26 protein-coding genes are annotated in these 26,464 nt (G+C 69.6%); 12 read left to right on the forward strand and 14 right to left on the reverse strand.

Going from position 1 to position 26,464, the window contains the following annotated elements; genetic code table 11:
- Positions 1 to 3 precede the first annotated feature (3 nt).
- Complete coding sequence (locus HPY32_RS30630) at positions 4 to 786, forward strand: ABC transporter ATP-binding protein (RefSeq protein WP_067578051.1); 783 nt, start codon at positions 4 to 6, stop codon at positions 784 to 786.
- Positions 783 to 3,245: an FtsX-like permease family protein gene (locus tag HPY32_RS30635; RefSeq protein WP_067578053.1), complete on the forward strand. Its 2,463-nt coding sequence runs from the start codon at positions 783 to 785 to the stop codon at positions 3,243 to 3,245. Before HPY32_RS30630 ends, HPY32_RS30635 begins: the two co-directional genes overlap by 4 nt.
- Positions 3,246 to 3,248: 3 nt before the next feature.
- On the opposite strand, the gene HPY32_RS30640 is transcribed toward HPY32_RS30635, so the two are convergent.
- The 5 genes from HPY32_RS30640 to sbnB all read right to left on the reverse strand — a co-directional run bounded on the left by HPY32_RS30640 (position 3,249) and on the right by sbnB (position 7,667).
- A complete protein-coding gene (locus HPY32_RS30640; RefSeq protein WP_067578055.1) occupies positions 3,249 to 3,779 on the reverse strand; it encodes a tyrosine-type recombinase/integrase in 531 nt (176 codons plus the stop codon).
- Positions 3,780 to 3,857: 78 nt separating this feature from the next.
- Positions 3,858 to 4,607: a DUF4097 family beta strand repeat-containing protein gene (locus HPY32_RS30645; RefSeq protein ID WP_067578057.1), complete on the reverse strand. Its 750-nt coding sequence runs from the start codon at positions 4,605 to 4,607 to the stop codon at positions 3,858 to 3,860.
- Positions 4,604 to 5,275, reverse strand: coding sequence for a response regulator (locus HPY32_RS30650; protein WP_067578059.1), 672 nt, complete (start codon positions 5,273 to 5,275; stop codon positions 4,604 to 4,606). Before HPY32_RS30650 ends, HPY32_RS30645 begins: the two co-directional genes overlap by 4 nt.
- A complete protein-coding gene (locus HPY32_RS30655; RefSeq protein WP_067578060.1) occupies positions 5,266 to 6,513 on the reverse strand; it encodes a sensor histidine kinase in 1,248 nt (415 codons plus the stop codon). Before HPY32_RS30655 ends, HPY32_RS30650 begins: the two co-directional genes overlap by 10 nt.
- Before the next feature lie 155 nt (positions 6,514 to 6,668).
- A complete protein-coding gene (gene sbnB, locus HPY32_RS30660; RefSeq protein ID WP_067578062.1) occupies positions 6,669 to 7,667 on the reverse strand; it encodes a 2,3-diaminopropionate biosynthesis protein SbnB in 999 nt (332 codons plus the stop codon).
- A gap of 174 nt (positions 7,668 to 7,841) precedes the next feature.
- Here sbnB and HPY32_RS46300 point away from each other — a divergent pair, with 174 nt between their 5' ends.
- A complete protein-coding gene (locus tag HPY32_RS46300) occupies positions 7,842 to 8,795 on the forward strand; it encodes an ornithine carbamoyltransferase (protein WP_197696333.1) in 954 nt (317 codons plus the stop codon).
- On the forward strand, positions 8,792 to 10,072 hold the full coding sequence (locus HPY32_RS30670) for an MFS transporter (RefSeq protein WP_067578064.1): 1,281 nt from the start codon (positions 8,792 to 8,794) through the stop codon (positions 10,070 to 10,072). The genes HPY32_RS46300 and HPY32_RS30670 overlap by 4 nt, the downstream gene beginning before the upstream one ends.
- On the opposite strand, the gene dnaE is transcribed toward HPY32_RS30670, so the two are convergent.
- Together dnaE and HPY32_RS30680 are read right to left on the reverse strand one after the other, a co-directional pair.
- Positions 10,037 to 13,594 (reverse strand): DNA polymerase III subunit alpha, encoded by a 3,558-nt coding sequence (dnaE, locus tag HPY32_RS30675; protein WP_067584375.1) that lies wholly within the window; start codon positions 13,592 to 13,594, stop codon positions 10,037 to 10,039. The genes HPY32_RS30670 and dnaE overlap by 36 nt on opposite strands.
- 174 nt (positions 13,595 to 13,768) lie before the next feature.
- Positions 13,769 to 14,035 carry a hypothetical protein gene (locus HPY32_RS30680; protein WP_067578066.1) on the reverse strand — a complete coding sequence of 89 codons (267 nt, stop codon included), beginning with the start codon at positions 14,033 to 14,035 and terminating at the stop codon, positions 13,769 to 13,771.
- 170 nt (positions 14,036 to 14,205) lie between these two features.
- On the opposite strand from HPY32_RS30680, the gene HPY32_RS30685 reads away from it, so the two are divergent.
- The gene (locus HPY32_RS30685) at positions 14,206 to 15,117 is read left to right on the forward strand and encodes a glycerophosphodiester phosphodiesterase family protein (RefSeq protein WP_156673860.1); all 912 of its coding nucleotides are present in this window, start codon (positions 14,206 to 14,208) and stop codon (positions 15,115 to 15,117) included.
- Between the two features lie 9 nt (positions 15,118 to 15,126).
- Here the strand turns inward: HPY32_RS30685 and HPY32_RS30690 are convergent, their stop codons facing one another.
- Positions 15,127 to 15,564, reverse strand: coding sequence for a T6SS immunity protein Tdi1 domain-containing protein (locus HPY32_RS30690; protein WP_156673861.1), 438 nt, complete (start codon positions 15,562 to 15,564; stop codon positions 15,127 to 15,129).
- Positions 15,565 to 15,625: 61 nt separating this feature from the next.
- Here HPY32_RS30690 and HPY32_RS30695 point away from each other — a divergent pair, with 61 nt between their 5' ends.
- Positions 15,626 to 16,213, forward strand: a complete 588-nt coding sequence (locus HPY32_RS30695) for an LppP/LprE family lipoprotein (protein WP_082870564.1) — start codon at positions 15,626 to 15,628, stop codon at positions 16,211 to 16,213.
- 40 nt (positions 16,214 to 16,253) lie between these two features.
- Positions 16,254 to 17,204 carry an FAD-dependent oxidoreductase gene (locus HPY32_RS30700; protein WP_067578070.1) on the forward strand — a complete coding sequence of 317 codons (951 nt, stop codon included), beginning with the start codon at positions 16,254 to 16,256 and terminating at the stop codon, positions 17,202 to 17,204.
- Positions 17,205 to 17,291: 87 nt separating this feature from the next.
- Here the strand turns inward: HPY32_RS30700 and HPY32_RS45830 are convergent, their stop codons facing one another.
- Positions 17,292 to 17,768, reverse strand: a complete 477-nt coding sequence (locus HPY32_RS45830; RefSeq protein ID WP_067584383.1) for a TetR family transcriptional regulator — start codon at positions 17,766 to 17,768, stop codon at positions 17,292 to 17,294.
- Between the two features lie 72 nt (positions 17,769 to 17,840).
- Here HPY32_RS45830 and HPY32_RS30710 point away from each other — a divergent pair, with 72 nt between their 5' ends.
- Positions 17,841 to 18,902 (forward strand): FAD-dependent monooxygenase, encoded by a 1,062-nt coding sequence (locus HPY32_RS30710; RefSeq protein WP_067578072.1) that lies wholly within the window; start codon positions 17,841 to 17,843, stop codon positions 18,900 to 18,902.
- 15 nt (positions 18,903 to 18,917) lie between these two features.
- Here the strand turns inward: HPY32_RS30710 and HPY32_RS30715 are convergent, their stop codons facing one another.
- Complete coding sequence (locus HPY32_RS30715; protein WP_082871041.1) at positions 18,918 to 20,210, reverse strand: glycosyltransferase 87 family protein; 1,293 nt, start codon at positions 20,208 to 20,210, stop codon at positions 18,918 to 18,920.
- A gap of 212 nt (positions 20,211 to 20,422) precedes the next feature.
- Here HPY32_RS30715 and HPY32_RS30720 point away from each other — a divergent pair, with 212 nt between their 5' ends.
- Positions 20,423 to 20,584, forward strand: a complete 162-nt coding sequence (locus tag HPY32_RS30720) for a hypothetical protein (protein ID WP_156673862.1) — start codon at positions 20,423 to 20,425, stop codon at positions 20,582 to 20,584.
- A 6-nt stretch (positions 20,585 to 20,590) separates the two neighbouring features.
- Here the strand turns inward: HPY32_RS30720 and HPY32_RS30725 are convergent, their stop codons facing one another.
- The gene (locus tag HPY32_RS30725) at positions 20,591 to 20,836 is read right to left on the reverse strand and encodes a cold shock domain-containing protein (protein WP_067578074.1); all 246 of its coding nucleotides are present in this window, start codon (positions 20,834 to 20,836) and stop codon (positions 20,591 to 20,593) included.
- Positions 20,837 to 20,986: 150 nt separating this feature from the next.
- On the opposite strand from HPY32_RS30725, the gene HPY32_RS30730 reads away from it, so the two are divergent.
- Positions 20,987 to 21,772: a phosphotransferase gene (locus tag HPY32_RS30730; RefSeq protein ID WP_067578076.1), complete on the forward strand. Its 786-nt coding sequence runs from the start codon at positions 20,987 to 20,989 to the stop codon at positions 21,770 to 21,772.
- Positions 21,773 to 21,779: 7 nt separating this feature from the next.
- On the opposite strand, the gene HPY32_RS30735 is transcribed toward HPY32_RS30730, so the two are convergent.
- Both HPY32_RS30735 and HPY32_RS30740 read right to left on the reverse strand, forming a co-directional pair.
- Positions 21,780 to 22,631, reverse strand: a complete 852-nt coding sequence (locus HPY32_RS30735) for an acyl-CoA thioesterase (protein WP_067578078.1) — start codon at positions 22,629 to 22,631, stop codon at positions 21,780 to 21,782.
- On the reverse strand, positions 22,628 to 23,065 hold the full coding sequence (locus HPY32_RS30740; RefSeq protein ID WP_067578080.1) for a cupin domain-containing protein: 438 nt from the start codon (positions 23,063 to 23,065) through the stop codon (positions 22,628 to 22,630). Before HPY32_RS30740 ends, HPY32_RS30735 begins: the two co-directional genes overlap by 4 nt.
- 163 nt (positions 23,066 to 23,228) lie before the next feature.
- On the opposite strand from HPY32_RS30740, the gene HPY32_RS30745 reads away from it, so the two are divergent.
- Positions 23,229 to 23,627 (forward strand): RidA family protein, encoded by a 399-nt coding sequence (locus tag HPY32_RS30745; protein WP_067578082.1) that lies wholly within the window; start codon positions 23,229 to 23,231, stop codon positions 23,625 to 23,627.
- A 145-nt stretch (positions 23,628 to 23,772) separates the two neighbouring features.
- Here the strand turns inward: HPY32_RS30745 and HPY32_RS30750 are convergent, their stop codons facing one another.
- Positions 23,773 to 24,618 (reverse strand): PaaX family transcriptional regulator, encoded by an 846-nt coding sequence (locus tag HPY32_RS30750; RefSeq protein WP_067578084.1) that lies wholly within the window; start codon positions 24,616 to 24,618, stop codon positions 23,773 to 23,775.
- Between the two features lie 157 nt (positions 24,619 to 24,775).
- Here HPY32_RS30750 and HPY32_RS30755 point away from each other — a divergent pair, with 157 nt between their 5' ends.
- On the forward strand, positions 24,776 to 26,461 hold the full coding sequence (locus tag HPY32_RS30755) for an AMP-binding protein (RefSeq protein ID WP_067578086.1): 1,686 nt from the start codon (positions 24,776 to 24,778) through the stop codon (positions 26,459 to 26,461).
- The last annotated feature ends 3 nt before the right edge of the window (positions 26,462 to 26,464 follow it).

Below are 26,464 nucleotides of genomic sequence, written 5' to 3' on the forward strand. Positions count from 1 at the left end.
CGGATGCGATCGGTTCCGAAGTCCGTCGGCGTTCCCGACGCCGTCGGCCGCGGCATCGGCGCCGCAGTTCGGTTGAACCGGCTCGAGCGGGTGTACGGCACGGGAGACGGGGTGGTTGCCGCGCTGCGCGGCGTCACGCTCGATCTGCCGAGGCAGGCGCTGACGGTGGTCATGGGTCCGTCGGGCTCGGGGAAGAGCACGCTGCTGCACTGCGCGGCCGGACTGGACAAGCCGTCGGCCGGAACCGTCCACCTCGGCGACCGCGACCTGACCGGGATGTCGGAGGCCGAGCTGACCGTCCTGCGCCGGGAGCAGATCGGATTCGTCTTCCAGTCCTTCAATCTCATTCCGTCGCTCACCGCGGCGCAGAATGTGGCGCTGCCGCTGCGCCTGGCCGGGACCAAGGTGGAACGCGGCCGCGTGGAGCAGGCGCTGGACCTGGTGGGCCTCGGCGATCGGGCGGGCCGCCTGCCCGCCGAGCTGTCGGGCGGTCAGCAGCAGCGGGTGGCGCTCGCCCGCGCGCTCATCACCCGGCCGCAGGTGATCTTCGGCGACGAGCCGACCGGCGCGCTGGACACCGCCAACGCCCGCCGCGTGCTGGAGCTGCTGCGCCGATCGGTGGACGAGTGGACCCAGACGGTCATCATGGTCACCCACGATCCGGTGGCCGCGTCCTTCGCCGACTCCGTGGTCTTCCTCGCCGACGGACTGGTGGCCGACATCATCACCAGGCCGACCGCCGAGCTCGTCGCGAAGCGGATGACCGAGCTGGAGCGGGTGCGTTGAACCGACTGTGGAACACCGTGCGCCGACGCAAGGCGGCGCTGGTGGCGCTGTTCTTCGCCGCGGCCCTGGTCGCGGTGTGCGGGGTGCTGCTGCAGACCGGTGTGGCGGGATCGGTTGCGCCCGAACGGTATGCGGGGGCGCCGATCGTCGTCACCGGCGATCAGCACGTGCACTGGACGCAGTACCACAAGGGCGCGGCCCGGCAGCGGTCCAAGGACCTGCCCGATCGGGCGTGGGTGAGCGACGACGTCGCCGCCCGCCTCGCCGCCGTGCCCGGCGTGACCCGCGTGGTCTCCGAACTCACCTTCCCCGTGAGCATCGTCCGGGACGGACAGGTGGTCGGCGGCCCGGCGGTGTCGGGACACGAATGGGATTCGGCCGCACTGACTCCCATGACGCTGGGCACCGGCGCAGCGCCGTCCGGTCCCGAGGACGTCGTCGTGGACGCGGGCACCGCGGCCCGCGACGGTCTGCGCGTCGGCGACAAGGTCCGGGTGCTGGCGGGTGACGGTCCCGGGGTCTACACGGTCACCGGCATCACCGATCACGCGCTGCGGCAGGGCCTGTTCTATTTCTCCACCGCCGAGGCGCGTCGCCTGGCGGGCCACGCCGGTCGGGTGGCGGCGATCGGCGTCTGGCCGGGCTCCGCCGAATCCGCGGTGCGGCAGGCGCTTCGGGACGCGCCCGTGAGCGTGCAGACCGGCGACGGTCGCGGCACCCAGGAATTCCCCTTCGCCTCCGACTACCGGGTGAAGCTGATCAGCATGGGCGCCACCGCCGGCGGCACCGCCCTGGGAATCGCGCTGGTGGTCGTGGTCGGTACCTTCACCCTCGCCACCCAGCAGCGTCTTCGCGAGATCGCCCTGCTGCGGGCCGTCGGGGCGACTCCCCGGCAGGTTCGCGCCATGGTCGGGCGCGAGGCGATCGGGCTGGGCGCGGCGGCCGGTGTCGCCGGTGCGGTGGTCGGGACGGTGCTGGCCGGGCTGTCCCGGCAGTGGCTGGTCGACTCCGGCATCATTCCGGCCACGCTTCGCCTGTCGCTCGGTCCGATTCCCGCCGTCGTCGCGGTGGTGACCACGCTGGCCGCGGCCTGGTGCGCCGCCGTGGTGGCGGCGTGGCGCACCAGCCGGATCCATCCGGTCGAGGGGTTGCGCGAAGTGGCGCTGTCGTCCCGGGGCACGGCATGGTGGGCGAAGACGGCGGGCGTGATCGCGATCGTCGGATTCGCCGGGGTACTGCTGACATTGGTGCTCGCGCACACCCAGAAGGCCGGCCTGCCGGTCAGCATGGGCGGCGTGCTGGTCCCGGCGATCGCCGCCGGATTCCTGTCCGTGCCGCTCGCCCGCCTCGCCGTCGCCCTCACCTCGGCGAGCGCGCGATTCTCCCGCGTCAGCGGATACCTCGCCGCCGCCGCGGGACGATTCGATCTGCGCCGTCTCGCAGCGGGATTCGCGCCGCTCATCCTGGCCGTATCCGTGACCTGCACCGCGCTGTCGCTGTCCCCGACGCTGGCCGGGGCGGCCGAGGTGCAGGCCCGCGACGGCATTCTCGCCGACTACACCGTCTCCGGGCAGGCGGGAGTGCCCTCGTCCCTGGCCGCCGCGCTGCGGTCGGCGCCGGGCGTGGCCGCGACCACCGAGGTGGTCGACGGCAGCGGGTTCCTCGGCGGAGACAGGTACTCGTTGCAGGGGGTGACCCCGGCCGGTCTGAGCACGATGATCGATCCGCAGATCTACGAGGGCTCGCTGACGGCGATGGCCGCCGACACCGTCGCGGTGAGCGACAACGCCGCCGACGGCGCGCACGCGCAGGTGGGCTCCGACCTGAAGGTCACCCTCGCCGACGGCGGAGCGGCCACCCTGCGCGTGGTGGCGCTCTACCATCGGAATCTGGGTTTCGGAGACCTGATGGTGCCGCGCGATCTGCTTGCGGCCCATGCCGATACGCAGCTCGACGCCGCGATCCTGGTCAAGGGCGGCGACCGCGCCCGGATCGAGGCGGCCGTGGCCGCGTACCCGGGGGTCGCCATCACGCACAACGCCACGACACCGACGCAGCTGCGCAACAATCAGGCGCTCAACACCCTCGTCGTCGGTCTGGTGATCGCGTTCACCGGCATCGCCGTGGTCAATACCTTCGCCATGGCGACGTTCCAGCGCCGCCGGGAACTGGCCGCGCTGCGCCTCATCGGCATGAGCCGCTCCCGAATCCTGGTCATGCTCGGATGGGAAGCCGGTGCGGTGGGCCTGGTCTCGGTGATCGCCGGAACCCTCGTCACCCTGCTCACGCTGTCGGCGTTCAGCAAGGGCATCGCGGGCTCGGTGGCCCCGACGATCGACGCCACCACCTACCTGGTGACCATCGTGGCGACCGTCGCCACGGCCTGCCTGTCGACCATGATCCCCGCCTGGCTGCTGTGCCGCTCCCGCGCGGTCGAGGCTATCGCCGTGCGCGAGTAGCGCTTACGCGCCGTCGTATCCCAGCAGGTCCGTCACCGTCGACGGCGCGACCCCGGAGCGCAGCAGCGTCATCGCGGCGGTGTGGCGCAGGGTGTGCGACGACACGCGTTCGGCCCGCAGTGTCGGGCTGGTGCGCGCGGCCGTGGCCGCGTGCCGGGCGATCAGCTGCTCGACCGCGGCCGGGCCGAGCGGTTCGCCGGAGCGGGTGCAGAAGATCGGGTCGGGGTCGGCTCCGCCGCGTTCGGCCAGCCAGAGGCTCAGCGCGGCACCGGTTGTCGCCGTCAGAGGGACGGTCCGGGGCTCGTGGTCCACTCCGTCGCAGCACAGGTGCGGGTCGGTGTCCAGGTGCGCGTCCCGGCGGCGCAGCCCGACCAGCTCGCACGCGCGCAGCCCGGTGTGCACGGCCAGCAGCAGCAGGGTGTGGTCGCGGCGGCCGATCCAGGTGGACAGGTCCGGCGCGGCCAGCAGCGCACCGGTCTCCTCGTCGGTCAGGATGCGGACGCCGGTGTGGCGGGTCGGTTCGAGCATGGCCATGACAGAGCTCCTTGCATAGTGGGATACGTACTGCTACAAGCCATTACGGTGCCGTGGGCACCGCACGCCGAGGCCGGGTCAGTGGATGCCTATGCCGCCGGATTCGGTTCTGACCGTGATGGTGTTCGCGGCGTAGCGGTTACTGGGGACATCGATGACCGGGGTGCCGGATCTGCTGGTGGCGTCGATGTAGTAGTCGGCCTTCGGGAGGGTCAGGTCGACCCGCCCGGCGGTGGTGGTCGCCGACACCGTGGTGGGGGCGGCGGCGAAGCTCGCCCGGATCTCGCCGCTGCCGGTGGTGGCGGTGAGCCGGGCCGCGCGGCTGTCGTGCACGGCGATTCGGCCGCTGGCGGTGTGTAATTCGACCGGGTTCGCCGCCCCGGTGACCTCGAGGGAGCCGGACAGGGTGCGCGCGGTGAGCGGTCCGGTGAGGCCGGTCGCGGTGATGCGGCCCGACGCGGTGCGGGCCTGGACCTCGAGGGCCGCGGGCAGCGTGACGGTCAGGCGCAGCGAGCACGCGTTGCGGCAGCCGCCGGTGACGGTGGTGACCGAGTCCGCGGTGGCCGCCGTCAACGTGTCCGGTGCCACCGTGTAGGCGTAGTCACCGGTGGCGGTGACGTGCACCGACCCGTCCGTCCCGGACCGCAGGATGATGTCGGTGGCCTGGCCTTCCACGCGCAGGAGGCTGCCCGCGGCGACGGTGGCGCTCGCGGAGAACGGCTTTCGCGGGAGAACGTGCTCGACGACCACGGAGACGCCGCTGCCGACCACGAGGACGAACACCGCCAGGCCGACGAACAGGAACCAGCGACGACCCCGTGGCGTCATTCGAATACCCCCAGATAATGCAGCACGGCGAGGACACGGCGGTTGTCACCGTCCTCGGCCGGCAGCCCCAGCTTGGTGAAGATATTGCGGATGTGCTTCTCCACCGCCGCCGCGCCGATGACCAGCTCGGTGGAGATGCCCGCATTGGAGCGCCCTTCCGCCATCGCCGCCAGCACCTGACGCTCCCGGGCCGACAGCGTCGCCAGCGGGTCCTGCTTGCGGCTGCGGGCCAGAAGTTGTTTGACCACTTCGGGATCCAGCACGGTTTCGCCGCGATGCACCCGGGCCAGCGCGTCGACGAAGTCGTCGACCTCCGACACCCGGTCCTTGAGCAGGTATCCCAGACCGCCGCCGTCGGGGGCGCCGCGGGACTTGTCGGCGCCGATGAGATCGACCGCGTAGCGTTCCTCGACATACTGGGACAGCACCAGCACACCCACCCCGGGCCAGCTCGAGCGGATCGCCAGGGCCGCGCGCAGGCCCTCGTCGACGAAGGTCGGCGGCATGCGCACGTCGACGACGCAGACGTCGGGACGGTCGTCGGCGAGCGCGGCCAGCAGGGCATCGCCGTCGCCGACGGTGGCGGCCACCTCGATTCCGTTCTCCCGCAACAGGGCCGCGATGCCCTCCCGGAGCAGCGCCGAATCCTCGGCGATCATCACTCGCATGCAAACTCCACTTCGACGACCGTGGGGCCACCGGCGGGGCTGACGAGGCGAAGACGCCCGTCGACCCCGGCGACCCGGTCGGTCAGACCGCGTAACCCGCTGCCGTGCGCGGGATTCGCGCCACCGACACCGTTGTCGGTGACCTTAACGGTGAGCCGATCGCCGGTGCGGGTGATCGCCACCCACGCGCGCTCGGCCCGAGAGTGCTTGGCGACGTTGGTCAATGCCTCGGTCACCACGAAGTAGGCGATGCTCTCCACCGTGATCGATGGGCGCGGCACCACCCGCACGTCGACCGTGACCGGAATCGGGCACTGGGCGGCCACCGCGGACAGCGCGGCGTCCAGGCCCCGATCGGTCAGCACCGGGGGGTGCAGGCCGCGGGTGAGGTTGCGCAGCTCCGTAATCGCCTCGTTCGCGGTGCGTTTGGCGTCCTCGACCAGGTCGCGGGTCTCGAGATCGCCCGCCTTCTTCAGCCGGGCGCTGATTCGGCCCAGCATGATGGACAGCGCGACCAGGCGCTGCTGCGCGCCGTCGTGCAGGTCGCGTTCGATGCGCCGCCGCTCGGCCTCGGCCGCCTCGACGGTCGCCGCCCGGGTGCGCTGCAGGTGTTCGACGCGCTGGGTCAGCGCGGTGTGCGGGGAGGGGGCCAGCAGCGCGGCGGCGAGGGCATTGTCCAGCGCGAGCAGCATTCTCATCACCGGCGGCGCCGCCACGATGCCGACCGCCAGCGTCGCCACCGTTATCGCGATCGCCACGCCGATGCCGCCGACCGCGTGCGGGTCGGCCACCGGCAGCAGCAGCACCGCCAGCGGTACCGACCAGATGATCAGCGTGCCCGCCAGGGTCAGCGCCGCCACCGGCACCAGCAGAACGAAGTAGGCGATGTGGCGCCACAGCGTGCGGTCGGTGACCAGTCGCCGGGCGGCCTGGGTGATCGGGCCGGACAGGTCCGGACGGGGCGGGGCCGGGATGTCGCGACCGCCGACGGCGGCGAACCGGGCGCGCTCGAACGCCGCCAGCCCGTACAGCGTCCAGCGGGCCGCGGGCACCATCGGAATCCCGAGGCCGACGGGCACCAGGATCATCGACACCCCGAACGCCGTCACCGCCAGCACACCCAGCACGGCGACCAGGCCGTCGACGGCCACGTGCGCGCAGGCCGACCACAGCGTCGCCGACCGCCAGGGCCGCAGCAGACGAACCGGGATCGAGGTCGCGGAGTCCCTCGTCGTCATAGCTCTGGCCAACTCAGCATGTCTTCCAGTGTGGCGATCCGGGGCGGGTAGGTCAGCCAAGGATACCGACGGATCGGGGGTAGGGTTTTCCCTCCTTCCGCCGTCCCGCCGCTACAGGGAGTCGTTCCGGGGCAACGGGTTTCACTCGGCCGGGGTCACGAGGCGAGGAAGTCGTCCACCCGTACCCCCACCCCCGCGCGCTCCGCCCGCTCGCGCACGAACTCCGCCAGCGCGATATCCAGCACCCCCAACCCGAACGGTGAGTACACCACATGTCGTCCCTGCTCCCGCTGGATCTGTGCCGTCCCCCGCAGCACCCCCCCGATCTGCGCGGCCACGAAATCCCGGTTCCCCGTGCGCTGTTCGGCCAGATGCAGCGACGTCCCCTCGCGGCACACGTGATCGGTGTCGTCCACGACGTTGACCGCGTCGAGGATGGTGGCCACGGTCAGGTCGCGCAGCGAGATGTGCAGGACCGTGCTGCCGGGTGGGCAGGGGGACAGGTCCAGGTGGGGTTCGGCCGCGGTGGTGGCCAGCGACAGCAGCGGGTGGGCGGCGAGGGCCTCGTCGAGGGTGGCCGCCACCGCGGTTCGCACCTTCGGTACGACGTCGACGCAGGTGCGCGCGAATGCCTGGGCGCGCACCGGATCCCGGTCGTAGAGCGTGGCTCGCTCCAGGCCGGGGAGGGCGGCCGCGAGGAAGCGCAGGATCTCCCGGTTGATCACGCCGCAGCCGACGAGCGTCACCCCGGTGGGCGGCTCCGGGTCGGTGAGCACACGCGCGGCGAGGGCGGCGCTGGCCGCGGTGCGCTTGGCGGAGATCACCGAGCCCTCCAGCAGCGCTGTGGGGTGGCCGTTCTCGACGGAGTTGAGCACGATCGACGCGCTGGCCCGCTCCTGCCCGTCCGCCACATTGCCCGGGAAGGACGCGATCCATTTCATTCCCGCGATCGGCGCGGCCCCGCCCCGGTAGGCGGGCAGCCCGATAATGCGGTCGCGCCGGTGCCGCTCCTCCGGGAAGCGCAGGAACGTCGAATGCGGCAGCGCCGTGCTGCCCGCGTCGTGGAGCCGGTACGCCTCGGCGACAAGGTCGATGATCTCCGGTTCCCGGTCCTGCAGGGTCTCCGCCACGTCGGATCGACGAAGGATCAGCATGCCTGTTCGTTCCTCTCGATAGCCGGTTGCGACCGGACCATCGATGGCCCGGCCCGCTGCCGACCCTGCCCCCGCCGCCTATACCGCGTCTGTAAATAGAAATCCGATAGGGCCGCCCCCGACCCTGGAGGCCAGCACGAGCGAGACGGAAATGCCGCAGACAAGGAGCACACCGTGGCCATCCGCCATCTCATCTCCCTCGACGACCTCACCGATGCCGACCTGCGTGCCATCGTGTCCCGCGGCGCCGGATTCTCCTCGGGCACAGCGATTCCCGGCCGTCCGCTGGCGGGAACCGTGGCGGGCGTCTACTTCCGCAAGACCTCCACCCGCACCCGGACCGCCTTCTCCGCCGGTGCGCTGCGGCTCGGCGCGCAGATCATCGCCTACGGCGGCGCGGATCTACAGATCAACACGGGGGAGACCAGCGAGGACACCGGCCGCGTCTTCTCCCGGATGCTCGACGCGCTGGTGGCCCGGACCGCCGCGGACCCGGCCGAACTGCGGGCCTGGGCGGCCCAGGACCGCATGTCGGTGGTGAACGCGATGAGCGCGGACGAGCACCCCACCCAGGGCCTGACCGATCTCACCACGCTGCTGCGGCATTTCGGCCGGATCGAGGGGCTGCGGGTGCTCTACCTCGGCGAGGGCAACAACACCGCCGCCGCGCTCGCCCTGGGCCTGACCCGCTTCCCGGGCACCGAACTGGAACTGCGCACGCCGAAGGGTTACGGGCTCACCGACGACATTCGCTGGCGGGCCGCGGCCCACGCCGCCGCGCACGGATCGGTGCTGCACGAGCGGCACGACATGGCCGACCTCCCCGCCGATGTCGACGTCGTCTACACCACGCGCTGGCAGACCACCGGCACCAGCAAACCCGATCCCGACTGGCGGCGGGTGTTCGCGCCGTTCCAGGTCACCGACGCCCTGTGGGAGGGCAGCCCCAAGGCGGTGTTCCTGCACGACCTGCCCGCGCACCGCGGCGAGGAGGTGACCGCCGGGGTGCTCGACGGCCCGCACAGCATCGCCTTCGATCAGGCCGAGAACAAGATGCACAGCGCGATGGCGGTGCTGGAGTGGTGCCGGGTCGGCGTCGTCGCGGACGAGGCCGACGGCCCCCGATGAGTCTGCTGGACGAGTCCGCGCCGGATGCGGTGCGCGCCACCGAGATTCCGCTGCGCCGCAACCGCGATTTCCTGCTGCTGTGGATCGGCGCGGGCGTCTCGATGCTCGGCCTGCGCGCGAGCGTGGTCGCCTACCCGCTGCTCATGCTGTGGTACGGCAACAGTCCCATCGGCGCGGGACTGGTCGGATTCGCCGTCCTGCTCCCGCAATTGGTGGTGCAGCTGCCCGCGGGCGCGCTGGTCGATCGCTGGGACCGGCGGCGGCTGCTGATCGGCTGCGATATCGCCGGGCTGCTGGCCATGGGCGCGGTGGTGGTCATGCTGGCCGCGGGCCGGTTGTGGTTGCCCGCGCTGATGGTGGCGGCGTTCATCGATGGTTCGGCGGGGGTGTGCTACCGGCTGGGCGAGCGGGCGGCCATCGGCCATATCGTGCCGCCGCCGCAGCTGCCGCAGGCGTTGGGGCAGAACGAGGCTCGCAGCCAGGCGGCGGGTCTGCTGGGCCAGCCGACGGGCAGCGGACTGTTCACGCTGGGCTCCTGGGTGCCGTTCGGCTTCACCGCCGGATCTCATCTCCTCGCCCTGGTGACCCTGCTGTTCATTCGCAAGAACCTGCAGGGCCGGCGCGGCGCGGCGACGCGGAATATCCGGGCCGAGGTGATCGAGGGGATGCGGTGGGTGTGGCGGCAGCGGTTCCTGCGGACCGCGGTCGGGCTGATCGCCGGGAGCAATCTGCTGTTCCAGATTCTCGTCCTGACCATGTCGCTCACCGTCAAGGAGCACGGCGGTTCGCCGTTGTCGGTCGGTCTCATCGGTCTGGTGGGTGGGCTGGGCGGCATGGCGGGGGCGCTGGCCGGGGCGCGGGTGGTCGAGCGGGTGCGGTTGTTCACCGTGATCGCCGGGGCGCTGGTGGTGTGGACGGTGCTGATGACGCCGGTCGCGCTCGTGAGCGCGCCGCTGGTGCTCGGATTGCTCATGGCGGGAACGGGTTTCGCCGGGGCGCTGATGAATGTGGTGGTCGGGGTGCGCCAGTTGCGGATCACGCCCGATGCCCTCCAGGGACGCGTGAACAGCGTGTTCTCCTTGTTGTCCTTCGGTATGTCGTCGGCGGGCGCGTTCGTCGGCGGTGTGCTGCTGAGCGCGATCGGCACCCGGGCCACGGCCGTGTCCATCGCCGCGGCGATGGGTGTGCTCGCGCTGATCGCCGTTGTCGCCCCCGCCATGCGCGAGGACACCCTCGCGGAGTCACGGCAAGACCTTGACCCCGCGCACGGCGCGTAACTCGCCCAGCAGTGCCGAACTCACCGTCACCGGGTACTCGTCGACCGCGAGTGTGGTGCGCCGCTGCTGATAACACAGAATCAGCCGCACCGGTGTCGTGCCGCGGTGAGACCGCAATGCCGACTTCAGTTCCAGCACGCTGTCCCGGTCGGTGTGCACGGCATTGATCTCCAGCATCAGTGGCGGCTGCTGTTCGCCTCGTTCGACCGGGCCGATGTCCACCGGTGCGAGGTGCGTGCCGAATACCGCCATTCTGTCCTCTCGCCAGTTGACTCGTCCCTCGACCACGATCACCGCGTCGACCGCCAGTTCCGCCGCGAAGACGGCGTAGCTCTTCGGGAAGAACAGCACCTCGATCGAGGCGTCCAGGTCCTCGAGGACGGCGATGGCCCAGCTCTCGCCCTTCTTGTTCACCCGGCGCTCGAGCGCGGAGACGATGCCCGCGAGGGTGATCGTGCCCTCGCGCGGCGGATCGGCCAGGATGGCCGCGATCGGTTTCGGCGCCTTCGCGCGCAGCAGGTGATTCGCTCCGTCGAGCGGATGACCGGACACGTAGAGCCCCAGCATTTCTCGCTCCAGCCCGAGCAGTTGCCGCCGCGGCCATTCCTCGCCGTCGAAGCGCAGGTGGCTCAGCGGCGAGGCGTCGCCGGTGGTCTCCTCGGTGCCGTCACCGCCGAACAGATCGAACTGCCCCATCGCCTGCTGGCGTTTGAGCCCCGTGACCGCGTCCACGGCCTCCTCGTGCACGCCGATCAGCGCCCTGCGGGAATGCCCGAACGAATCGAACGCGCCCGCCTTGATCAGCGATTCCAGCACCCGCTTGTTACAGCAGACCAGCTCGGATTTCTCGACGAAGTCGGCGAACGAGGCGTATTTCCCCTTGCGGTCGCGGGTTTCGATGATCGACTCGACCACATTGGCCCCCACATTGCGAATTCCGCCGAGCCCGAACCGAATATCGTTGCCGACGGCGGAGAACCGCAGCGCGGATTCGTTCACATCGGGCGGCAGCACCCTGATCCCGAGCTGTCGGCACTCGGCCAGATACACCGCCGATTTGTCCTTGTTGTCGGCAACGGAGGTGAGCAGCGCCGCCATGTACTCGGCCTGGTAGTTCGCCTTCAGATACGCGGTCCAGTACCCGACCAGCGCGTAGCCAGCGGCATGCGACTTGTTGAACGCGTACCCCGCGAACGGCAGCACCGTATCCCACAGCGCCCGAATGGATTCGTCGGAGAAGCCGTTGTCCCGCATGCCCGCGCGGAAACTCTCGAACTCCTTCGCCAGCACCTCCGGCTTCTTCTTCCCCATGGCCCGGCGCAGCACATCGGCGCGGCCCATGGAAAATCCCGCGACCCGCTGCGCGATCTGCATGATCTGCTCCTGGTACACGACCAGGCCGTAGGTCTCGGCGAGAATGTCGTGCAGCGGCTGCGCCAGCTCGGGGTGAATGGGTTCGATCGGCTGCCGCCCGTTCTTGCGATCGGCGTAGTTGTTGTGCGTATTCATCGCCATCGGCCCCGGCCGGTACAGGGCATTGACGGCGACGATGTCCTCGAATCCGGTCGGCACCAGCCGCCGCAGCAGATCGCGCATGGCGCCGCCGTCGAGCTGGAACACGCCGAGACTCTCACCGCGCCCGAGCAATTCGTAGGTCTTCGGGTCGGCGGTCCCCAGCGAATCGAGATCGATCCGCTCGCCGCGATTGGCCGCGATATTGTCGATGGCGTCGCCGATCACGGTGAGGTTGCGCAGGCCCAGGAAATCCATCTTCAACAGGCCGATGGCCTCGCACGACGGATAATCCCAGCCGGTGATCATCGCCCCGTCCTCGCGCCGCCACAGCGGAATCACCTCGCGCAGCGGCTCCGACGACATGATCACCGCGCAGGCATGCACGCCCGCATTGCGGATCAGTCCCTCCAGCCCGCGGGCGGTCTCGAAAATGGTGGACACATCCCGGTCGGACTCGAGCAGCGACCGCACCTCCGCCGCCTCCGGATATCGCTCGTGGGCCGGATCGACAATGCCGGACAGCGGAATGTCCTTGGCGGCCACCGGCGGCGGCAGCGCCTTGGAAATCCGGTCGGCGAGGGCGAAACCCGGCTGCCCGAAATGCACCCGCGCGGCATCCTTGATCGCCGCCTTGGTCTTGATCCTGCCGAAGGTGATCACCTGCGCGACCCGATCCGCGCCGTACTTCTCGGTCGCGTAGCGCACCATCTCGCCGCGCCGCCGATCGTCGAAGTCCATATCGATATCGGGCATGGACACCCGCTCGGGATTCAGGAATCGCTCGAACAGCAACCCGTGCTCGAGGGGATCCAGGTTCGTGATCCCCAGCGCGTACGCCACCAGCGACCCGGCCGCCGATCCGCGGCCGGGGCCGACCCGAATGCCTTCCGCGCGGGCATGATTCATCAGATCCGCGGTAATGAGGAAGTACGCGGGAAATCCCATCTGCACGATGATCCCGATCTCGAATTCGGCCCGACGCCGATACTCCTCCGACACCCCGTCCGGCAGCCGCCATTCCAGGCCGCGCACGACCTGCTCCCGGAACCACGAATTCACGTCGTGGCCCTCCGGCGCCTGGTAGACCGGCATCCGGTCGCGATGCCGCCACACCTCGTCGTAGGGCTCGATCCGCTCCGCGATCAGCAGTGTCGTATCCGCCGCCCCGGGCACCTCCCGGTCCCAGTAGTCGCGCATCTCCGCGGCCGACCGCAGGTGGTAGCCGTCGCCGTCGAATTTGAAACGCGTTGGGTCGCTGAGGGTTTTCCCCGCCTGCACACACAGCAGGGCGGCATGGGCCTCGGCCTGATCCTTGCCGACGTAATGCGAGTCGTTCGTCGCCACCGGCGGCAGCCGCAGCTTGGCGCCGATCTCGAGCAGCCCCTCCCGGACCGACCGCTCGATGGGCAGACCGTGATCCATCAGCTCCACGAAGAAGTTGTCCGCTCCGAAGATGTCGCGATAGTCCGCGGCCGCCTGAAGGGCCTCGGCGCGCTGCCCCAGCCGCAGCCGGGTCTGTACCTCACCGGACGGACATCCGGTGGTGGCGATGATTCCCTCGGCGTGCTCGGCGATCAGCTCCCGATCCATCCGGGGCTTGCGGTAATACCCCTCCATGCTGGCCAGCGACGACAGCGTGAACAGATTGCGCAGCCCCCGGGCATCGCGCGCGAGCATCGTCATGTGCGTGTACGCGCCGCCACCGGACACATCGCCGCCCACGCTCTCCCCTTCGGAGCCGCGCTGACCGCCGCGACCCCAGAACACGGGTTTCTTGTGCAGGCGGCTGCCGGGCGCGAGATACGCCTCGATGCCGATGATCGGCGTGATCCCGGTTTTCCTGGCGACCTGGTAGAACTCGTCGGCCCCGAACATGTTCCCGTGGTCGGTCATCGCGACCGCGCTCATCCCGAGCCGGGCCGCCTCGTCGAACAGCGGCCCGATCTTCGCCGCACCGTCCAGCATCGAATACTCGGTGTGCACATGCAGGTGGACGAACGACGACATCGGGGCCTCCAGCGAGACGTATTCGGGCTCGGACCGCCTCATTCGAGCCGAGCGCGCGGGTCGGATCAAACAATCGACACGCGTGCCCGCACAACCGAAAGTTGTTGTCGCTGACCGCGCCTCAGCGCGTCCTCAGCTACTCGCCCCGATGATCTTCGCGACCGGTCGACCCCGTCAGCGCAACCGCTCCAACTGGGACGCGATGTGCTGCAACGTCTCTCGCGGGCTCTGCCCGTTCAGCTCCTCGATGTGCAGGAGCAGTAGACCCGCCAGATTCTGTAGGCCGATCGCCAGATAGACCGGGGCATTGCGGTGTTCGCTCAATAGGGTCGCGAGTCGTTCGCGGTGGAAGTCGGCATGGTCCCCGGGCTCGTCGTCACCGATCGTCCATGCCGTCATAGCTTCGATCGCCTTGCGCGTCGCGTCCAGCGGCTCCTGCATACCGGCAACGGTAATGCTTCAGAACGGATCCGGGGCCGGTAATCGATTTGCTACGCCGATGCAGGACCCGTGGGTATCGTGCGTCTTGTCGCCCGATCCGAGCCGATCTACTATCTACGTCCGTTAATAGTAAATGCCGAGTGGTATCTGCCGTCATGGATGGAGCGCGCATGAGACGCAGGGTGTGGTCGATCGTGGTGGCCGGATTATCGATCGTGTCCACGGTCGGCGTGGGCGGCTGCGGCGGCGAGTCGTCGGCGCCGGACAAGGCCCCCATGATCGTCGCGCATCGGGGCGGCACGGGCGACATGCCCGAGAACACCCTCGCCGCGATCGACTCCGCGCTGCGGAATCACGCCGACGCGATCTGGCTGTCCGTGCAGGCCAGCGCCGACGGCGAGGCGGTGCTCTACCGCCCACAGGACCTGAGCGCGCAAACCGACGGCAACGGCCCGGTCGCGGCGAAACCGGCGGCCGAACTCGCCCGGCTCAATGCCGGATACGCCTTCGTCGACGGCAACGGCAATCATCCCTACCGCGACCGCCCGACACCGATCCCGACCCTGCGCGAGGCGCTCGCCGCGATCCCGGCCCCCGTGCCGATCTTCTTGGACCTCAAGCAATTACCGCCCGATCCCGTGGTCTCCGCCACCGCCCGGACGCTGCGCGAGACCGGGAATCTCGACCGCGCCACCATCTATTCCACCTCCGGCGACGTCATCGCCGCCGCGGCCGCCCAGGGCCTGCACGTCGCCGAGAGCCGCGACAAGACCCGGCAGCGGCTGCTCGACGTCGCGCTGCGGCACGCCTGCGACCGCGCCGCCGCCCGGCCACAGACCTGGATCGCCCTCGAGCTGCACCTGAAAGTCGCTGTGACGGAAAAGGTTACGCTCGGCAGCGCCACCACCGACACCGAGGCCCAACTGTGGGACCCCGAATCGGTGCGATGCCTGCGCTCGGACGGCAACGCCAAACTCATGGCCATCGGCGTCGCGACAAAGGCCGACTACGACACCGCCCGCCAACTCGGCATCGACGCCGTCCTGGTCGACTCACCCGCCACCGCACAGACCTGGCGCTGACCGGGCCGATTACTCCGGCAGCTCGTGGGCCTGGGCCACGAGGTCGTAGAACACCCAGATCCCGCCCTTCTGGTAGGAGTCCGGCGCCTCGGAGCCGCCGAGGAACGGGTACGGCGTCGCGATGTAGACCTCGTCCTCGCCGAGTGGTCCCAGTCGCCGCCGGATCTCGGCCACGTGCGGCGGTTGCAGCACGTAGGTCACCACATGCGGATCGAACAGCACCTCGGACACGAAGTCGGTGATCTCGGCGAACGGCCCGTACGCCTTCACCCCCGGGCTGTAGGGATCGAACACCCCGTACTCCCCGGTCCGGCCGCTCATCAGGAACGCGTGCCCCAGATCCGAGTAGCCGACGACGGTGTCGAACCGCGCCAGCCGCTCGGCCCACGCGGGCATCATCGTGTCGATCCGCTGCGGCCGGATCATCCGGAAGGGAACGCTGCTCACGGTTGCTCGATGTTAGTTTGTGATCGGAAATATCGAACGGGTGCGTCCTCCAGGGAGTTCCATGTACGCGAAATCGATGGTTGTCGTCGCGCTCGTGGCCAGTGTGGCGCTCGCGGTCGCGGGCTGCGGGTCGTCGCGATCCGGGTCGGGTGTCACCGCCGCCGCGACCGCCACGCCGGTCGCCGTCGCCCCGTCGACTACCCCTGTCCGGCAAGGCGATTCGGCGACGAGCGCGCCGGTGGGCAACCACGATCTGTGCTTCGACACCACCTCCGCCCTCGCGAACACCGCCGTGCGGAGCCTGGGCCCGCCGCCGGTCGGCGGCGCGTGGAAGGTGGCGGGCGGCAGCACCGATCCGGCCTCGGCGGGCTGCGAGGGCGTGCTGTCCTATCTGGTCGTGGACTGGAACGGCATCCACCCGGGCACCCACGTGCTGTTCTTCGCCGACGGCGCCTACCTCGGCACCGCGACCGCCAAACCCTTCCCGTACACGGAAGTCCTTGGCAAGACCCGCGATACGGTGTCGGTGCGGTACCGCTGGGCCGAGGCCGACGACCCGCTGTGCTGCCCGAAGGGCGGTCCGAGCACGGTGACCTTCACCCTGTCCGGGAACACGGTGCGGCCCGACGGCCGGTTCCCGCCGAACTAGGCCGCGGGCGGGACGAGATCGGAAGGAACTGGTAACGGCCATGGGGTCCAGGCACATCGGTGTGGTGGGGGCGGGAGTCGTCGGGCTGAGCGTGGCGCACGATCTGGCGCTGCGCGGACACACGGTCACCGTGGTGGCCGACCGGAGCGCGCTGGACAGCGTGTCCGGGGTCGCCGCGGCGGTGTGGTTCCCGTATCGCAGCGGCGAGTCGCCGTCGCTCATGCGGTGGCTGGTGCGGTCCCGGGAGCGGTTCGAGGAGATCGCCTCCGACCCGGAGGCCGGGGTCGACCTGCGCGCGGGCACGGTGGTGGAGCGCGCCGGGGGAGTGGACCGGTCGTGGACACGGGCGGTCCCCGACCATCGCGAGCTGACACCGGACGAGCTGCCGCCCGGCGCGGTGGCCGGGGTGCGGGCGCTGGTCCCGGTGGTGTCGATGGGGCAGTACCTGCCGTGGCTGCGGGAGCGCTGCCGCGCCCTCGGGGTCCGCTTCGTCGAATGCACGGTGGGTTCGGTCGACGAGCTCGCCGGTGAATGCGAGATCGGCGTCGTGGCAGCGGGATTGGGCTCGGGCCCACTGCTGAAGGACGATTCGATGTACCCGGTCCGCGGCCAGGTCGTGCGCCTCGCCAATCCCGGTCTCACCGAATGGATCACCGACGAGGACCACCCCGGCGGCCTCACCTACGTCGTCCCCCGCCGCGACGACGTGGTCTGCGGCGGCACCGCCCAACCAGGTTCCTGGAACACCGATCTCGACCCCGACACCGAGAAATCCATTCTCCGCCGCGCCATCTCCCTGGTCCCCCAACTAGCCGACCAGCCCATCCTCTCCCGAGCCACCGGCCTCCGCCCCGCCCGCGACACCCTCCGCCTAGAACCCGTAAACGGCCACGCCCTCCCCCTGATAGCCTGCTACGGCCACGGCGGCGCAGGCGTAACCCTCTCCTGGGGCTGCGCCGAATCCGTAACCAACCTGACCGACGAACTTTAGGCCCACCCCACCGGCCACGATCCCGCCCGCCGTTCTCGGTCATTTCGGCCGCCGTTCTCCGTCATCCCGGCGTGCTTTTGGCCGGGATCACCCCCGCAACTCCCGCACCACATCCTCTCCGCTGGGCGCATGCTCCGGATCCAGCAGCCACTGCATCATCAGCCCGCCCAGCAACGCGAGCGGCACCGAACCCCCCATCCTCTCCCGTGCCTCGCGCTGCCCCGCCGCCAGATGCTCCCGCACCGCCGGTGATCGTTCGGCCTGCACTACCGCCTCCAACTGCGCCACCCACAGCGCCCGATGCGTGGTGAAGCTGTCGATCAGCGCCTGCCAGCCCTGCGCCGAATCCCGGTCGGGGGCCCGCCCGGCCAGCTCCGCGCCGAGCTCGTCGACCGCCGCCACCAGCGCCTGCGTGAGCAGCGCCTCGCGCGAGCCGAAGTGATACCCGATCGCGGCGTGGCTGACCCCGGCCGCCGCCGCGATATCGCGCACGGTCGTGCGGGCCCAGCCGCGCTCGATCAGGCACTGCTTGGCCCCGGCCAGTAGATCCTCGCGATTTCCCACGTCGAGCAGCATATCCGAGAATTTGACCAAATGGTTTGACCAAATGGACAAGACCGGCCTACGGTCGTCCCCATGTCGAAGACGAAGGTCCTGATCTCCGGTGCGAGCGTCGCCGGGCCCGCCCTGGCTCACTTCCTGCATCGCGGCGGCTGCGAGGTCACCGTGGTCGAGCGCGCTCCCGAGCCGCGCGACAGCGGTTACGCCGTCGATTTTCGCGGTGAGGCTCTAGATGTCCTGGCGGATCTGGGCATCCTCGAGGAGGTCCGCGCGCACGAGACGGCCATGCGGGACACCCTCCTGCTGGACGAGACCGGTGCCGAGGTCGGTCGCCTGCCCGCCACCGCATTCGCCGGTGAGCTCGAGGTGCCGAAGCGGGAGCTGACCCGAATCCTGCACGCGCGCACCGCGAACGATATCGACTACCGCTTCGGCGACGCGGTGACCGTGCTGGCGCAAGACGATTCGGGTGTCTCGGTCGAATTCGACAGCGGCCGATCCGATCGCTTCGACCTGGTGTTCGGCGCGGACGGCCTGTACTCGGGGATCCGGCGGCTGGCCTTCGGCCCGCATGCCGACGCGGTGCACCACCTCGGCCTGTCCGGCGCCGGGTTCACCACCGACAACTTCCTCGGCCTCGATCATCGCGGAATCCTGCAGCGCGCCAACGGTACCGCCGTCTACCTGTTCAGCGCCGCGGACCCGGCCCGCCTCACCGTCAGCCTGACCTTCGCCACCCCGTCCGCCGACCTGGACCGCCGCGACCGCGCGGACCAGGAGGAGGCCCTCCGCTCCGCCTTCGCCGAGCACGGCTGGGAAGCCCCCCGCCTGCTGCGAGCGATGGCCGACGCCGACGACTTCTACTTCGCCTCCACCTGTCAGGTCCACCTCCCCACCTGGTCCCGCGGCCGCGTCGCCCTCCTCGGCGACGCCGCCTACTGCGCCGCCCCCACCAGCGGCGCTGGCACCTCCCAGGCCCTCATCGGCGCCCGCACCCTGTCCCGAGAACTCCTGACCCCCAACACCACCCACACCACCGCATTCACCACCTACGAATCCACCCTGCGCCCCTACATCACCGAAAACCAGATCACCGGCCGCACAGCCACTCTCGCCTTCGGCGGAACGACGGCCTAAACGCCTGTCACCCCGTCATCCGCCTGCCCATGGTCCCGGCATGCTTTTGGCCGGGACCCGTCGCCGCGCGTATTCCACGCCCCCGGCGGCAACCAGCGCGAGGGTCAGCCAGATGTAAGCATTGTGGTAGAACACCCCCATTCCGCCCCATGACGGATAGCCGAGGATGCTGGCGGTCGGCGGGTCGATCAGGGCCAGAACGCCGCCCGAGGCGACTATCGCGGCCACGCCCAGGCCCAGGGCGGTGCCGACCGATCGGCGGCGACAGGTCAGGTCGGTCAGGTAGATCAGCAGCGGTGCGAGCCAGACCCAGTGGTGGACCCAGCTGTATGGTGACACCGTCGTGGTGGCCAGGCCGCACAGGACCACGGCGGGGAGCTCGCGGCCGGTCAGCGACAGTTGCCGGGCTACCAGCAGGCAGGCCGCCGCGACGACGAGAACGCTTGCCAGCCACAGCACTTGGTGTGCGCCCCCGACGCCGATGGTGCGGGCCACCATTCCCCGCAGCGATTCGTTCCCCGGATTCTGCGGAACCCCCACGCGCGCAGGGTCGGCGAACGCGCCGCTCCAGAAGGTCGCCGAATCCTTCGGCAGCACAGCGAATCCGAGGACCATCGTCGCGGCGAGCGAGCCGATCGCCGTCCACATGGCCCGGTATCGCCGCGTGATCAGCAGGTACACGATGAACAGCGCGGGCGTCAGCTTGATCCCGGCCGCGATGCCCGTCAACGCGCCTTTCCAGCGTGACGAGTCGGGCAGCGCCATATCGGCCAGCACCAGCAACAGCAGCAGAATATTGACCTGTCCGAACGCCATGGTCTCCCGAATCGGCTCGCACCACATCAGCAGCCCGGATATCGGCAGGGTGAGCACCGCGAGCCGCACATCCCGCCGGAATCCGAGCAGTGACAGCGCCGCCCATACCGACGCGGCCAGCATCGCGGCATTACCCACCGCCCCGACGACGGTGAACACGTCCCCGCGCAGCGCCGCCAGCGGCACGAACAGCAGCGCCGCGAACGGCGTATAGACGAACTCCCACACCCCGCGCGTATTGCCCAGCAGCGGAGTGTCGTATACCGAAATCCCGTCCAGCACCCGGTTTCCCGCGATCTGATAGACGCTCAGATCCTTCAGGTGCAGCAGCACCTCCAGCTGATCGAGCACCTGGTGGACGTAGTATCCGCCCGCGACCGCGCCCAGCACCAGAATCGTCCAGAATGCGACGGGACCGACCGTGCGGCGCTGCGGCGAAATCCGCTCCGCGGGAGCGGCCGCCGGGTCCGCGATCGTCGACGACAACACCATTCGCCCCACCGTAGTGGTAACGGGCGCGGCACGTACAAGCGGAACGAACAACCCCTATTTCGATACGCCTTTGCTACCAAGGAAATACGGACACGACCGGGCAAACAAGGCAGACTCGGAGGTACTCGAGAGTTGACGTTTCATCCCGTGGGAAACGGGTACCGCCGCTGCGTCGGCTCTGGGTCGACGCGGCACTTCCGGAGGAGAGTACGGTGAGTGGCAAACGTGACACCGCGCACGTTCAGGAGATCGCAGCGATCATCCGCGAGCAGCACGAGTCGGCGGTGGTCAGTTGGCCCGAACCCAGCCCCCTGGCCGGATGGTGGGAGCAGGTGATGCACGACTCCGCGGTATCCGCCGGCGACCCGACCTAGCGCGGGTCAGCCCGGCGTGATCGGCCGGACCCGGGTGGCTTCGACGCCGTTGCGCCCGAACGACCGCACGAACGTGACGGCCTGCCCCGCCACGAGCGTCCGGTAGCCCGGCAGCTCGATATTGCTGAATTCCACGAAGACCGGAATCGATCTCCGATCGACCGGCGCGATGAAGCCGAACCCCTTGGCCGCGTCGAACCACACGACCGTCCCATACGATTCCGTTTGCTGTGCGGTCGTCGTCTTGGCCATGGGCGATCACGTTCCCTTCCTCCCTAGTCGGCTACCCGATTCGGCGAAAGCCAATCAGGCCCACGGGTCGGTTCGGGGTACCCCCTTGCCCCTCCCGGCACTTGCTACTACATTCAGTAGTACTAGGTCCGTGAAGGTCAGGGGCACCCTATGGATTCGTCCGTCGGCCGCGACGCCGATGCCCAACGCCCGCCCGCCGACCGGCTGCCGGGCGGCGCGATCAACCCCGTTGTGCGACAGGGCAATCGCGTTCGACGGCCGATGGGCCCACACGCGGATTTCGTACACTCCCTGCTGCACTACTTCGGCCGCTCCGACTGGCGCGGCGCCCCCCGCCTACTGGGCACGATCGGAAACGACGAAATCCTCACCTACATCGAGGGTTACGCCGCCTGGGAGCCGAACCGCCACCGCGAGATCCGAACCGACGAAAGCCTGGCCGCGGTCGCGAAACTCACCCGAGAGTTCCACGACCTCACCGCGGGCCACCCCCTCGCCGGGTCCGAGGAGGTCGTCTGCCACAACGACCTGTCCCCGGCCAACACCATCTACACCCGCGGCGCATCCGGCCTCGCCCCCATCGCCTTCATCGACTGGGACCTGGCCGCCCCCGGCCCGCGAATCCACGACATCGCCCACTTGTGCTGGCAATACCTCGATCTCGGCCCCACCCACACCGACCTTGTCGGCACCGCCCGCCGCATCCGCCTGATCTGCGACGCCTACGGCCTCCCGACAGCGGCCCGCACCGATCTCCTCGACACCATCCTCTGGTGGCAGCACCGCAGCCGCCGCGGCATCGAGTCAGGCGCCGAAGCGGGCAATACGGCCCTCCAAAACCTCTGCGCCGCAGGCATACCCGACCGGATACGCGCCGCCCACACCTGGGTGACGGACAACTATCCCCAACTTCAGCACCTGATCACCTCGGCCTGAGCGGCACCTACTCCGGAAGATGTACCAACCCGTGCTGCGCAATGGTCGCCAGCAGCCGCCCGTCCCGCGAGAACAGCGATGCCCGCGTAGTGGCAAGTCCCCCACCCAGATACGGGCTGTCCTGTACCAGCGCCACCCACTCGTCCGCCCGTCCCGGGTCGTGCCACCACATGGCGTGGTCCAGGCTGGCGGTGACCACGCCGTCCTGGGCCCAGGCCGCGCCGTGGCGGCGCAGGGCGGGTTCCAGCAGCGTGTAGTCGCAGACGTAGGCGAGGGCCAGGCGGTGTACGGCCGGGTCGTCGGGGAGTGGCCGGAATGCCTTGAGCCACACCGCCTGCCGGGCCTGGCGCGGTTCGGCGGGTTCGGTGTACACCGGCGGGTCTACGTGGCGCAGGTCGAAATGCCGGTCGTGGGCCCAGTATTCGGTGTCGCGCACCGCGGTGCCCGCCACCGCCTCCGCGGAGGTGGGCAGCGATTCCGGGTCGGGCAGGTCGGGCATCGCCATCGCGTGCCGCGCCGGGGTGTCGGCGGGCACATGGCAGGAGACGAAGCCCTGGAAGGTCACTCGCTCGCCCTGCCGCCCGACGACCGAGCGGGCCGAGAAGTTCCGCCCGTCCCGCACCCGCGTCACGTCGTAGCTGCTGTGCTCGCGAACATCGGCCGCGCGCAGGAAGAATCCGTGGAACGAGTGCAGCACCCGGTCGTCGTCGACGGTCGCCACCGCCGCGGCCAGCGCGTGCGCCAGCGTCTCGCCGCCGTACGCGCGCCCGGACGGAATCGGCTGATGGGCGGCATCGAAGGAGTCCGGCCGGGTCGCACGCACCTGTAGCCACTCCAGCAGGGAGGTCGCCGTGCTCATGCGCGCCGGTATCCCACCAGGGCCGAATCATCTACATCGGGCAGATTGACGACGATATTGTCCGGCGTGCGGCAGGTCAGCCACACCAGCTCCTCGGTGGTGCTCATATTCACCTCGACGTGCGGCAGGTACGGCGGCACGAACACGAAATCGCCCTCGGCCATGTCCAAATACTCCCGGTAGTTCTCGCCGAAGTAGATGCGCGCGATCCCCTTCAGTACATACCCACCGGTCTCGGCCTCGCCGTGGTGATGCGGCAGCGAGCGATAGCCGGGCTCGTTGCTCACCTTCCCGTACCAGATCCGCGTGGCGGGCGTGTGCTGCGGGCTCACCCCGGAAACCCGTACCGCACCGCCGGATTGGGCCGTATCCCCGTATTCCTCCCCGGCCCGGGTGACCACCGGCACCACGCGGGTATTGGTCTCACTGCTCATGGCTTGTCCTTTCCGTCTCGAAAGTCGTCGGGGGAGTGAACGATTCGATGGCGCGGCACAGGAACCACGGCCGAATATCTCGTGCCGTTGACGACAGTTACGTTAACACCATACGGTGATCCGGACCACCCTTTCGCCGGAACCGACATCGAGACGAGGCGCCATGGCCGTCGAACGCATCAATCCCCCCACCCTCGCCAAGCCCTCCGGCTTCGCCCACGCCACCCGCCACCGCGACACCATCCACCTGGCGGGCCAAACCGCCCTCACCAAGGAGGGCGCCATTGTCGAAGGCGGCATCGTCCCCCAATTCCGCCAAGCCCTCTCCAACCTCCTCACCGCCCTGGAAGCCGCAGGCGGCCGCCCCGAAAACCTCCTCAGCGTCACCATCTACCTACTCGACATCCCCGACTACCAGTCCCACGGCAAAGAAATCCGCACCATCTGGTCCGAACTGGTCGGCAAGGACTACCCCGCCATGGTCGGCGTCGGCGTCACCGCCCTATGGCAACCGGAGGCCCTGATCGAAATCCAGGCCGTCGCCGCCCTGGACGCCGAATAGCGGCCAACCCCAGCCATTTTCGCCACCCGTCCTGCCCGTCCGCCCCGTCCGGCCCATCAGTCTTCCTGTCGTGCTCGCCTGGATTCCGGCGTGCTTTTGGCCGGAATCCAGGCGAGCACGACAGGACCCCCGTCCCCGGCGCCCCCTACTCCTCCCCGCGAATAACCCCACGCGCATGCCGCCCCGCAGGCTGGGCCAACGCCCGATTCAACTTCGTGAACAGCCGTTCCGCCGCCAGCCCGTTCCACTGCGCGGGCAGCAACTCCACCGGCAACCCCGGGTCCAGATACGGCAGTCGCCGCCACTCGGTCAGCATCGGCACGTAGGCCGCGAATGCCTTCTGTCGGTCGGCGGCCAGCGCGTCGACGGCGTCGAGCGCGGCTCGGTACCTGTCTACGAATGCTGCGTACAGGTGCGTCAATTCCCCGAAGTCCCACCAGGTTTCGACGGCCTCCCGGGTCGGCCGCACGCCGACGTGCACCCCTTCGAACAACTCCACATACTCGGCCAGCCCCCGCCGCTCCAGCACCCCGCGCACCTCGTCGGTCATGTGCCCGGGCGCGATCCACACCCCGGGGCTCACCGTCCCGAATCCCAGCCGGGTCAGCGAGCTGCGCAGGGCGTGGCGCTTGTCGCGCTCGGATTCGGGGACCGAGAACACCAGCATCAGCCAGCCGTCGTCGGACGCGGCCCGCCGCCGGTGGAAGATGCGGGTGTCGCCCTCGGCCAGCACCTGCATCGCCGCCGGTGAAAGCTCGTATCCCGCAACGCCATTGCGGCGCACGCTGGTCAAAATATTGCGCCGCTTGAGCCGCGACACCGACGATCGCACCGCCGGTCCCTCCACCCCGATCTCGGCCATCAGCCGCACCAGCGCCGACACCGCGAGCCAGTTGCCCTCCGCGCGGGCGTAGAGCCCGAACAGCGTCACGATCAACTCGCGCGGCTGCGCCTCCTGCCCCTCCGGCAGCACCTCGCCGAGATCCGTCATGGACTCAGCGTACGGCTGGCGTCCCAGTTCCCGATTCCCTGGCGCGCCCGGTGCCACCGGTGTTAAATAGATATGTCGTCTACACGACGGCCGTCACGTATAAGCAATAAACGCTGGGAGCCGTCTCTTCCCCAGCCCGCCGAAAGAGCTGCACCCCATGCTCACCGCCTCCGCGCATACGGACACCTTCTGCCGGGACAACCTCCCGCCCGAGGCCGACTGGCCCGAATTTGTCTTCGATCTGCCGTCCCTCCGATACCCCGAGCGCCTCAACTGCGCGACCGCCCTGCTCGACGCGGCCGCCGCAACGCACGGCAGGGACCGCCCCTGCCTGCACTCCGAGGCGGACACCTGGACCTACGGCGATCTGCTCGACCGCGCGAACCGCATCGCGCACGTGCTGACCGCCGACTTCGGCCTGGTCCCCGGCAATCGTGTCCTGCTGCGCGCCCCCAATACCGCATGGCTGGCGGCGTGCTGGTTCGGCGTGGTGAAGGCGGGCGGCGTGGTGGTGACGACCATGCCGCTGCTGCGCCCGATGGAACTGTCGAAACTCGTTGCGCTGACCCGCCCTTCGCTGGCGCTGTGCGACCACCGGCTGCTCGGCGACCTGTCCGCGGCCGCACCCGAGCTCCGCATCGTTCCCGTGGGCGGCGCGTCGGCCACCGATCTCGCCGCGCTGTCGGCGACCAAACCCGTTGTCTTCGACGATGTTCCGACCGCGGCCGACGACGTGGTCATGCTGGCCCCGACCTCGGGCACCACCGGCGTGCCGAAGGCGACCATGCACTTCCACCGCGATGTGCTCGCCATCGCCGACACCTTCTCCGCAGGGGTGCTGGCCCCGCGACCGGACGATATCTTCACCGGCACACCGCCTTTGGCGTTCACCTTCGGCCTGGGCGGGCTGCTGATCTTCCCGATCCGCGTCGGCGCGTCGACGGTATTACTGGAGCGCCCCGACCCGGCCGCCTTGGTCGACGCCATCGACCGATACTCGGCCACCGTCCTGTTCACCGCGCCGACCGCCTACAAGGCGCTGCTGGAGCGCGACGACCTGCATCGCGTGAAGTCGTTGCGGCGCTGCGTCTCCGCGGGCGAGCACCTGCCGCAGGCGGTGTACTCGACCTTCCACGAGCGCACCGGCGTGCGGATCATCAACGGTATCGGCGGCACCGAAATGCTGCACGTGTTCATCTCCGCCGCCGACGACGATATCCGGCCCGGCTCGACCGGCCGCGCCGCCCCCGGATTCCGCGCCGAAATCCAGGACGAGGACGGCCATCCCGTGCCCGACGGCACCCCGGGGCTGCTGGCGGTCAAGGGCCCCACCGGATGTCGCTACCTGGCCGACCCGCGCCAGCGCGACTACGTCCGCAATGGCTGGAACCTCACCGGCGACACCTACACCCGCGACCCCGACGGCTACTTCTGGTACCACGCCCGCAGCGACGACATGATCGTCTCCTCCGGCTACAACATCGCCGCTCCCGAGGTCGAGGGCGTGCTCGACCTGCACCCGGATGTGGTGGAGAGCGCGGTGATCGGCGTTCCGGATGCCGATCGCGGCACGATCGTGCACGCCGCGGTGGTGCTGCGGGCGGGGGTGACCGGGGACGGCGACAAGGTGGGTGAGTTGCAGGATTTCGTGAAAAGGCTTGCCGCGCCTTACAAGTATCCGCGGAGTGTCGAGTTTGTGGATGAGTTGCCGCGTAATGCGACGGGGAAGTTGCAAAGGTTCAGGTTGCGGGAGCGGTGGAAGGCCCCGGCCAAAAGCGTGCCGGGGCCAGTGGGTGCAGGCGGTGTGCCGGGGCCAGGGAATGCTGACGTTCGAGAAGTGTGAGAG

This window comes from Nocardia terpenica (genome assembly GCF_013186535.1).
Taxonomy (GTDB): domain Bacteria; phylum Actinomycetota; class Actinomycetes; order Mycobacteriales; family Mycobacteriaceae; genus Nocardia; species Nocardia terpenica.

What these genes read in the sequence shown, in the direction of transcription:
- HPY32_RS30630 (WP_067578051.1), top strand. Translation starts at nt 4, where the DNA reads ATGCGATCGGTTCCGAAGTCCGTCGGCGTTCCCGACGCCGTCGGCCGC.
- HPY32_RS30640 (WP_067578055.1), bottom strand. Translation starts at nt 3,779, where the DNA reads ATGGCCATGCTCGAACCGACCCGCCACACCGGCGTCCGCATCCTGACC.
- HPY32_RS30645 (WP_067578057.1), bottom strand. Translation starts at nt 4,607, where the DNA reads ATGACGCCACGGGGTCGTCGCTGGTTCCTGTTCGTCGGCCTGGCGGTG.
- HPY32_RS30650 (WP_067578059.1), bottom strand. Translation starts at nt 5,275, where the DNA reads ATGCGAGTGATGATCGCCGAGGATTCGGCGCTGCTCCGGGAGGGCATC.
- HPY32_RS30655 (WP_067578060.1), bottom strand. Translation starts at nt 6,513, where the DNA reads ATGACGACGAGGGACTCCGCGACCTCGATCCCGGTTCGTCTGCTGCGG.
- sbnB (WP_067578062.1), bottom strand. Translation starts at nt 7,667, where the DNA reads ATGCTGATCCTTCGTCGATCCGACGTGGCGGAGACCCTGCAGGACCGG.
- HPY32_RS30670 (WP_067578064.1), top strand. Translation starts at nt 8,792, where the DNA reads ATGAGTCTGCTGGACGAGTCCGCGCCGGATGCGGTGCGCGCCACCGAG.
- dnaE (WP_067584375.1), bottom strand. Translation starts at nt 13,594, where the DNA reads ATGTCGTCGTTCGTCCACCTGCATGTGCACACCGAGTATTCGATGCTG.
- HPY32_RS30680 (WP_067578066.1), bottom strand. Translation starts at nt 14,035, where the DNA reads ATGCAGGAGCCGCTGGACGCGACGCGCAAGGCGATCGAAGCTATGACG.
- HPY32_RS30685 (WP_156673860.1), top strand. Translation starts at nt 14,206, where the DNA reads ATGAGACGCAGGGTGTGGTCGATCGTGGTGGCCGGATTATCGATCGTG.
- HPY32_RS30695 (WP_082870564.1), top strand. Translation starts at nt 15,626, where the DNA reads ATGTACGCGAAATCGATGGTTGTCGTCGCGCTCGTGGCCAGTGTGGCG.
- HPY32_RS30700 (WP_067578070.1), top strand. Translation starts at nt 16,254, where the DNA reads ATGGGGTCCAGGCACATCGGTGTGGTGGGGGCGGGAGTCGTCGGGCTG.
- HPY32_RS30710 (WP_067578072.1), top strand. Translation starts at nt 17,841, where the DNA reads ATGTCGAAGACGAAGGTCCTGATCTCCGGTGCGAGCGTCGCCGGGCCC.
- HPY32_RS30715 (WP_082871041.1), bottom strand. Translation starts at nt 20,210, where the DNA reads ATGGTGTTGTCGTCGACGATCGCGGACCCGGCGGCCGCTCCCGCGGAG.
- HPY32_RS30725 (WP_067578074.1), bottom strand. Translation starts at nt 20,836, where the DNA reads ATGGCCAAGACGACGACCGCACAGCAAACGGAATCGTATGGGACGGTC.
- HPY32_RS30730 (WP_067578076.1), top strand. Translation starts at nt 20,987, where the DNA reads ATGGATTCGTCCGTCGGCCGCGACGCCGATGCCCAACGCCCGCCCGCC.
- HPY32_RS30735 (WP_067578078.1), bottom strand. Translation starts at nt 22,631, where the DNA reads ATGAGCACGGCGACCTCCCTGCTGGAGTGGCTACAGGTGCGTGCGACC.
- HPY32_RS30740 (WP_067578080.1), bottom strand. Translation starts at nt 23,065, where the DNA reads ATGAGCAGTGAGACCAATACCCGCGTGGTGCCGGTGGTCACCCGGGCC.
- HPY32_RS30745 (WP_067578082.1), top strand. Translation starts at nt 23,229, where the DNA reads ATGGCCGTCGAACGCATCAATCCCCCCACCCTCGCCAAGCCCTCCGGC.
- HPY32_RS30750 (WP_067578084.1), bottom strand. Translation starts at nt 24,618, where the DNA reads ATGACGGATCTCGGCGAGGTGCTGCCGGAGGGGCAGGAGGCGCAGCCG.
- HPY32_RS30755 (WP_067578086.1), top strand. Translation starts at nt 24,776, where the DNA reads ATGCTCACCGCCTCCGCGCATACGGACACCTTCTGCCGGGACAACCTC.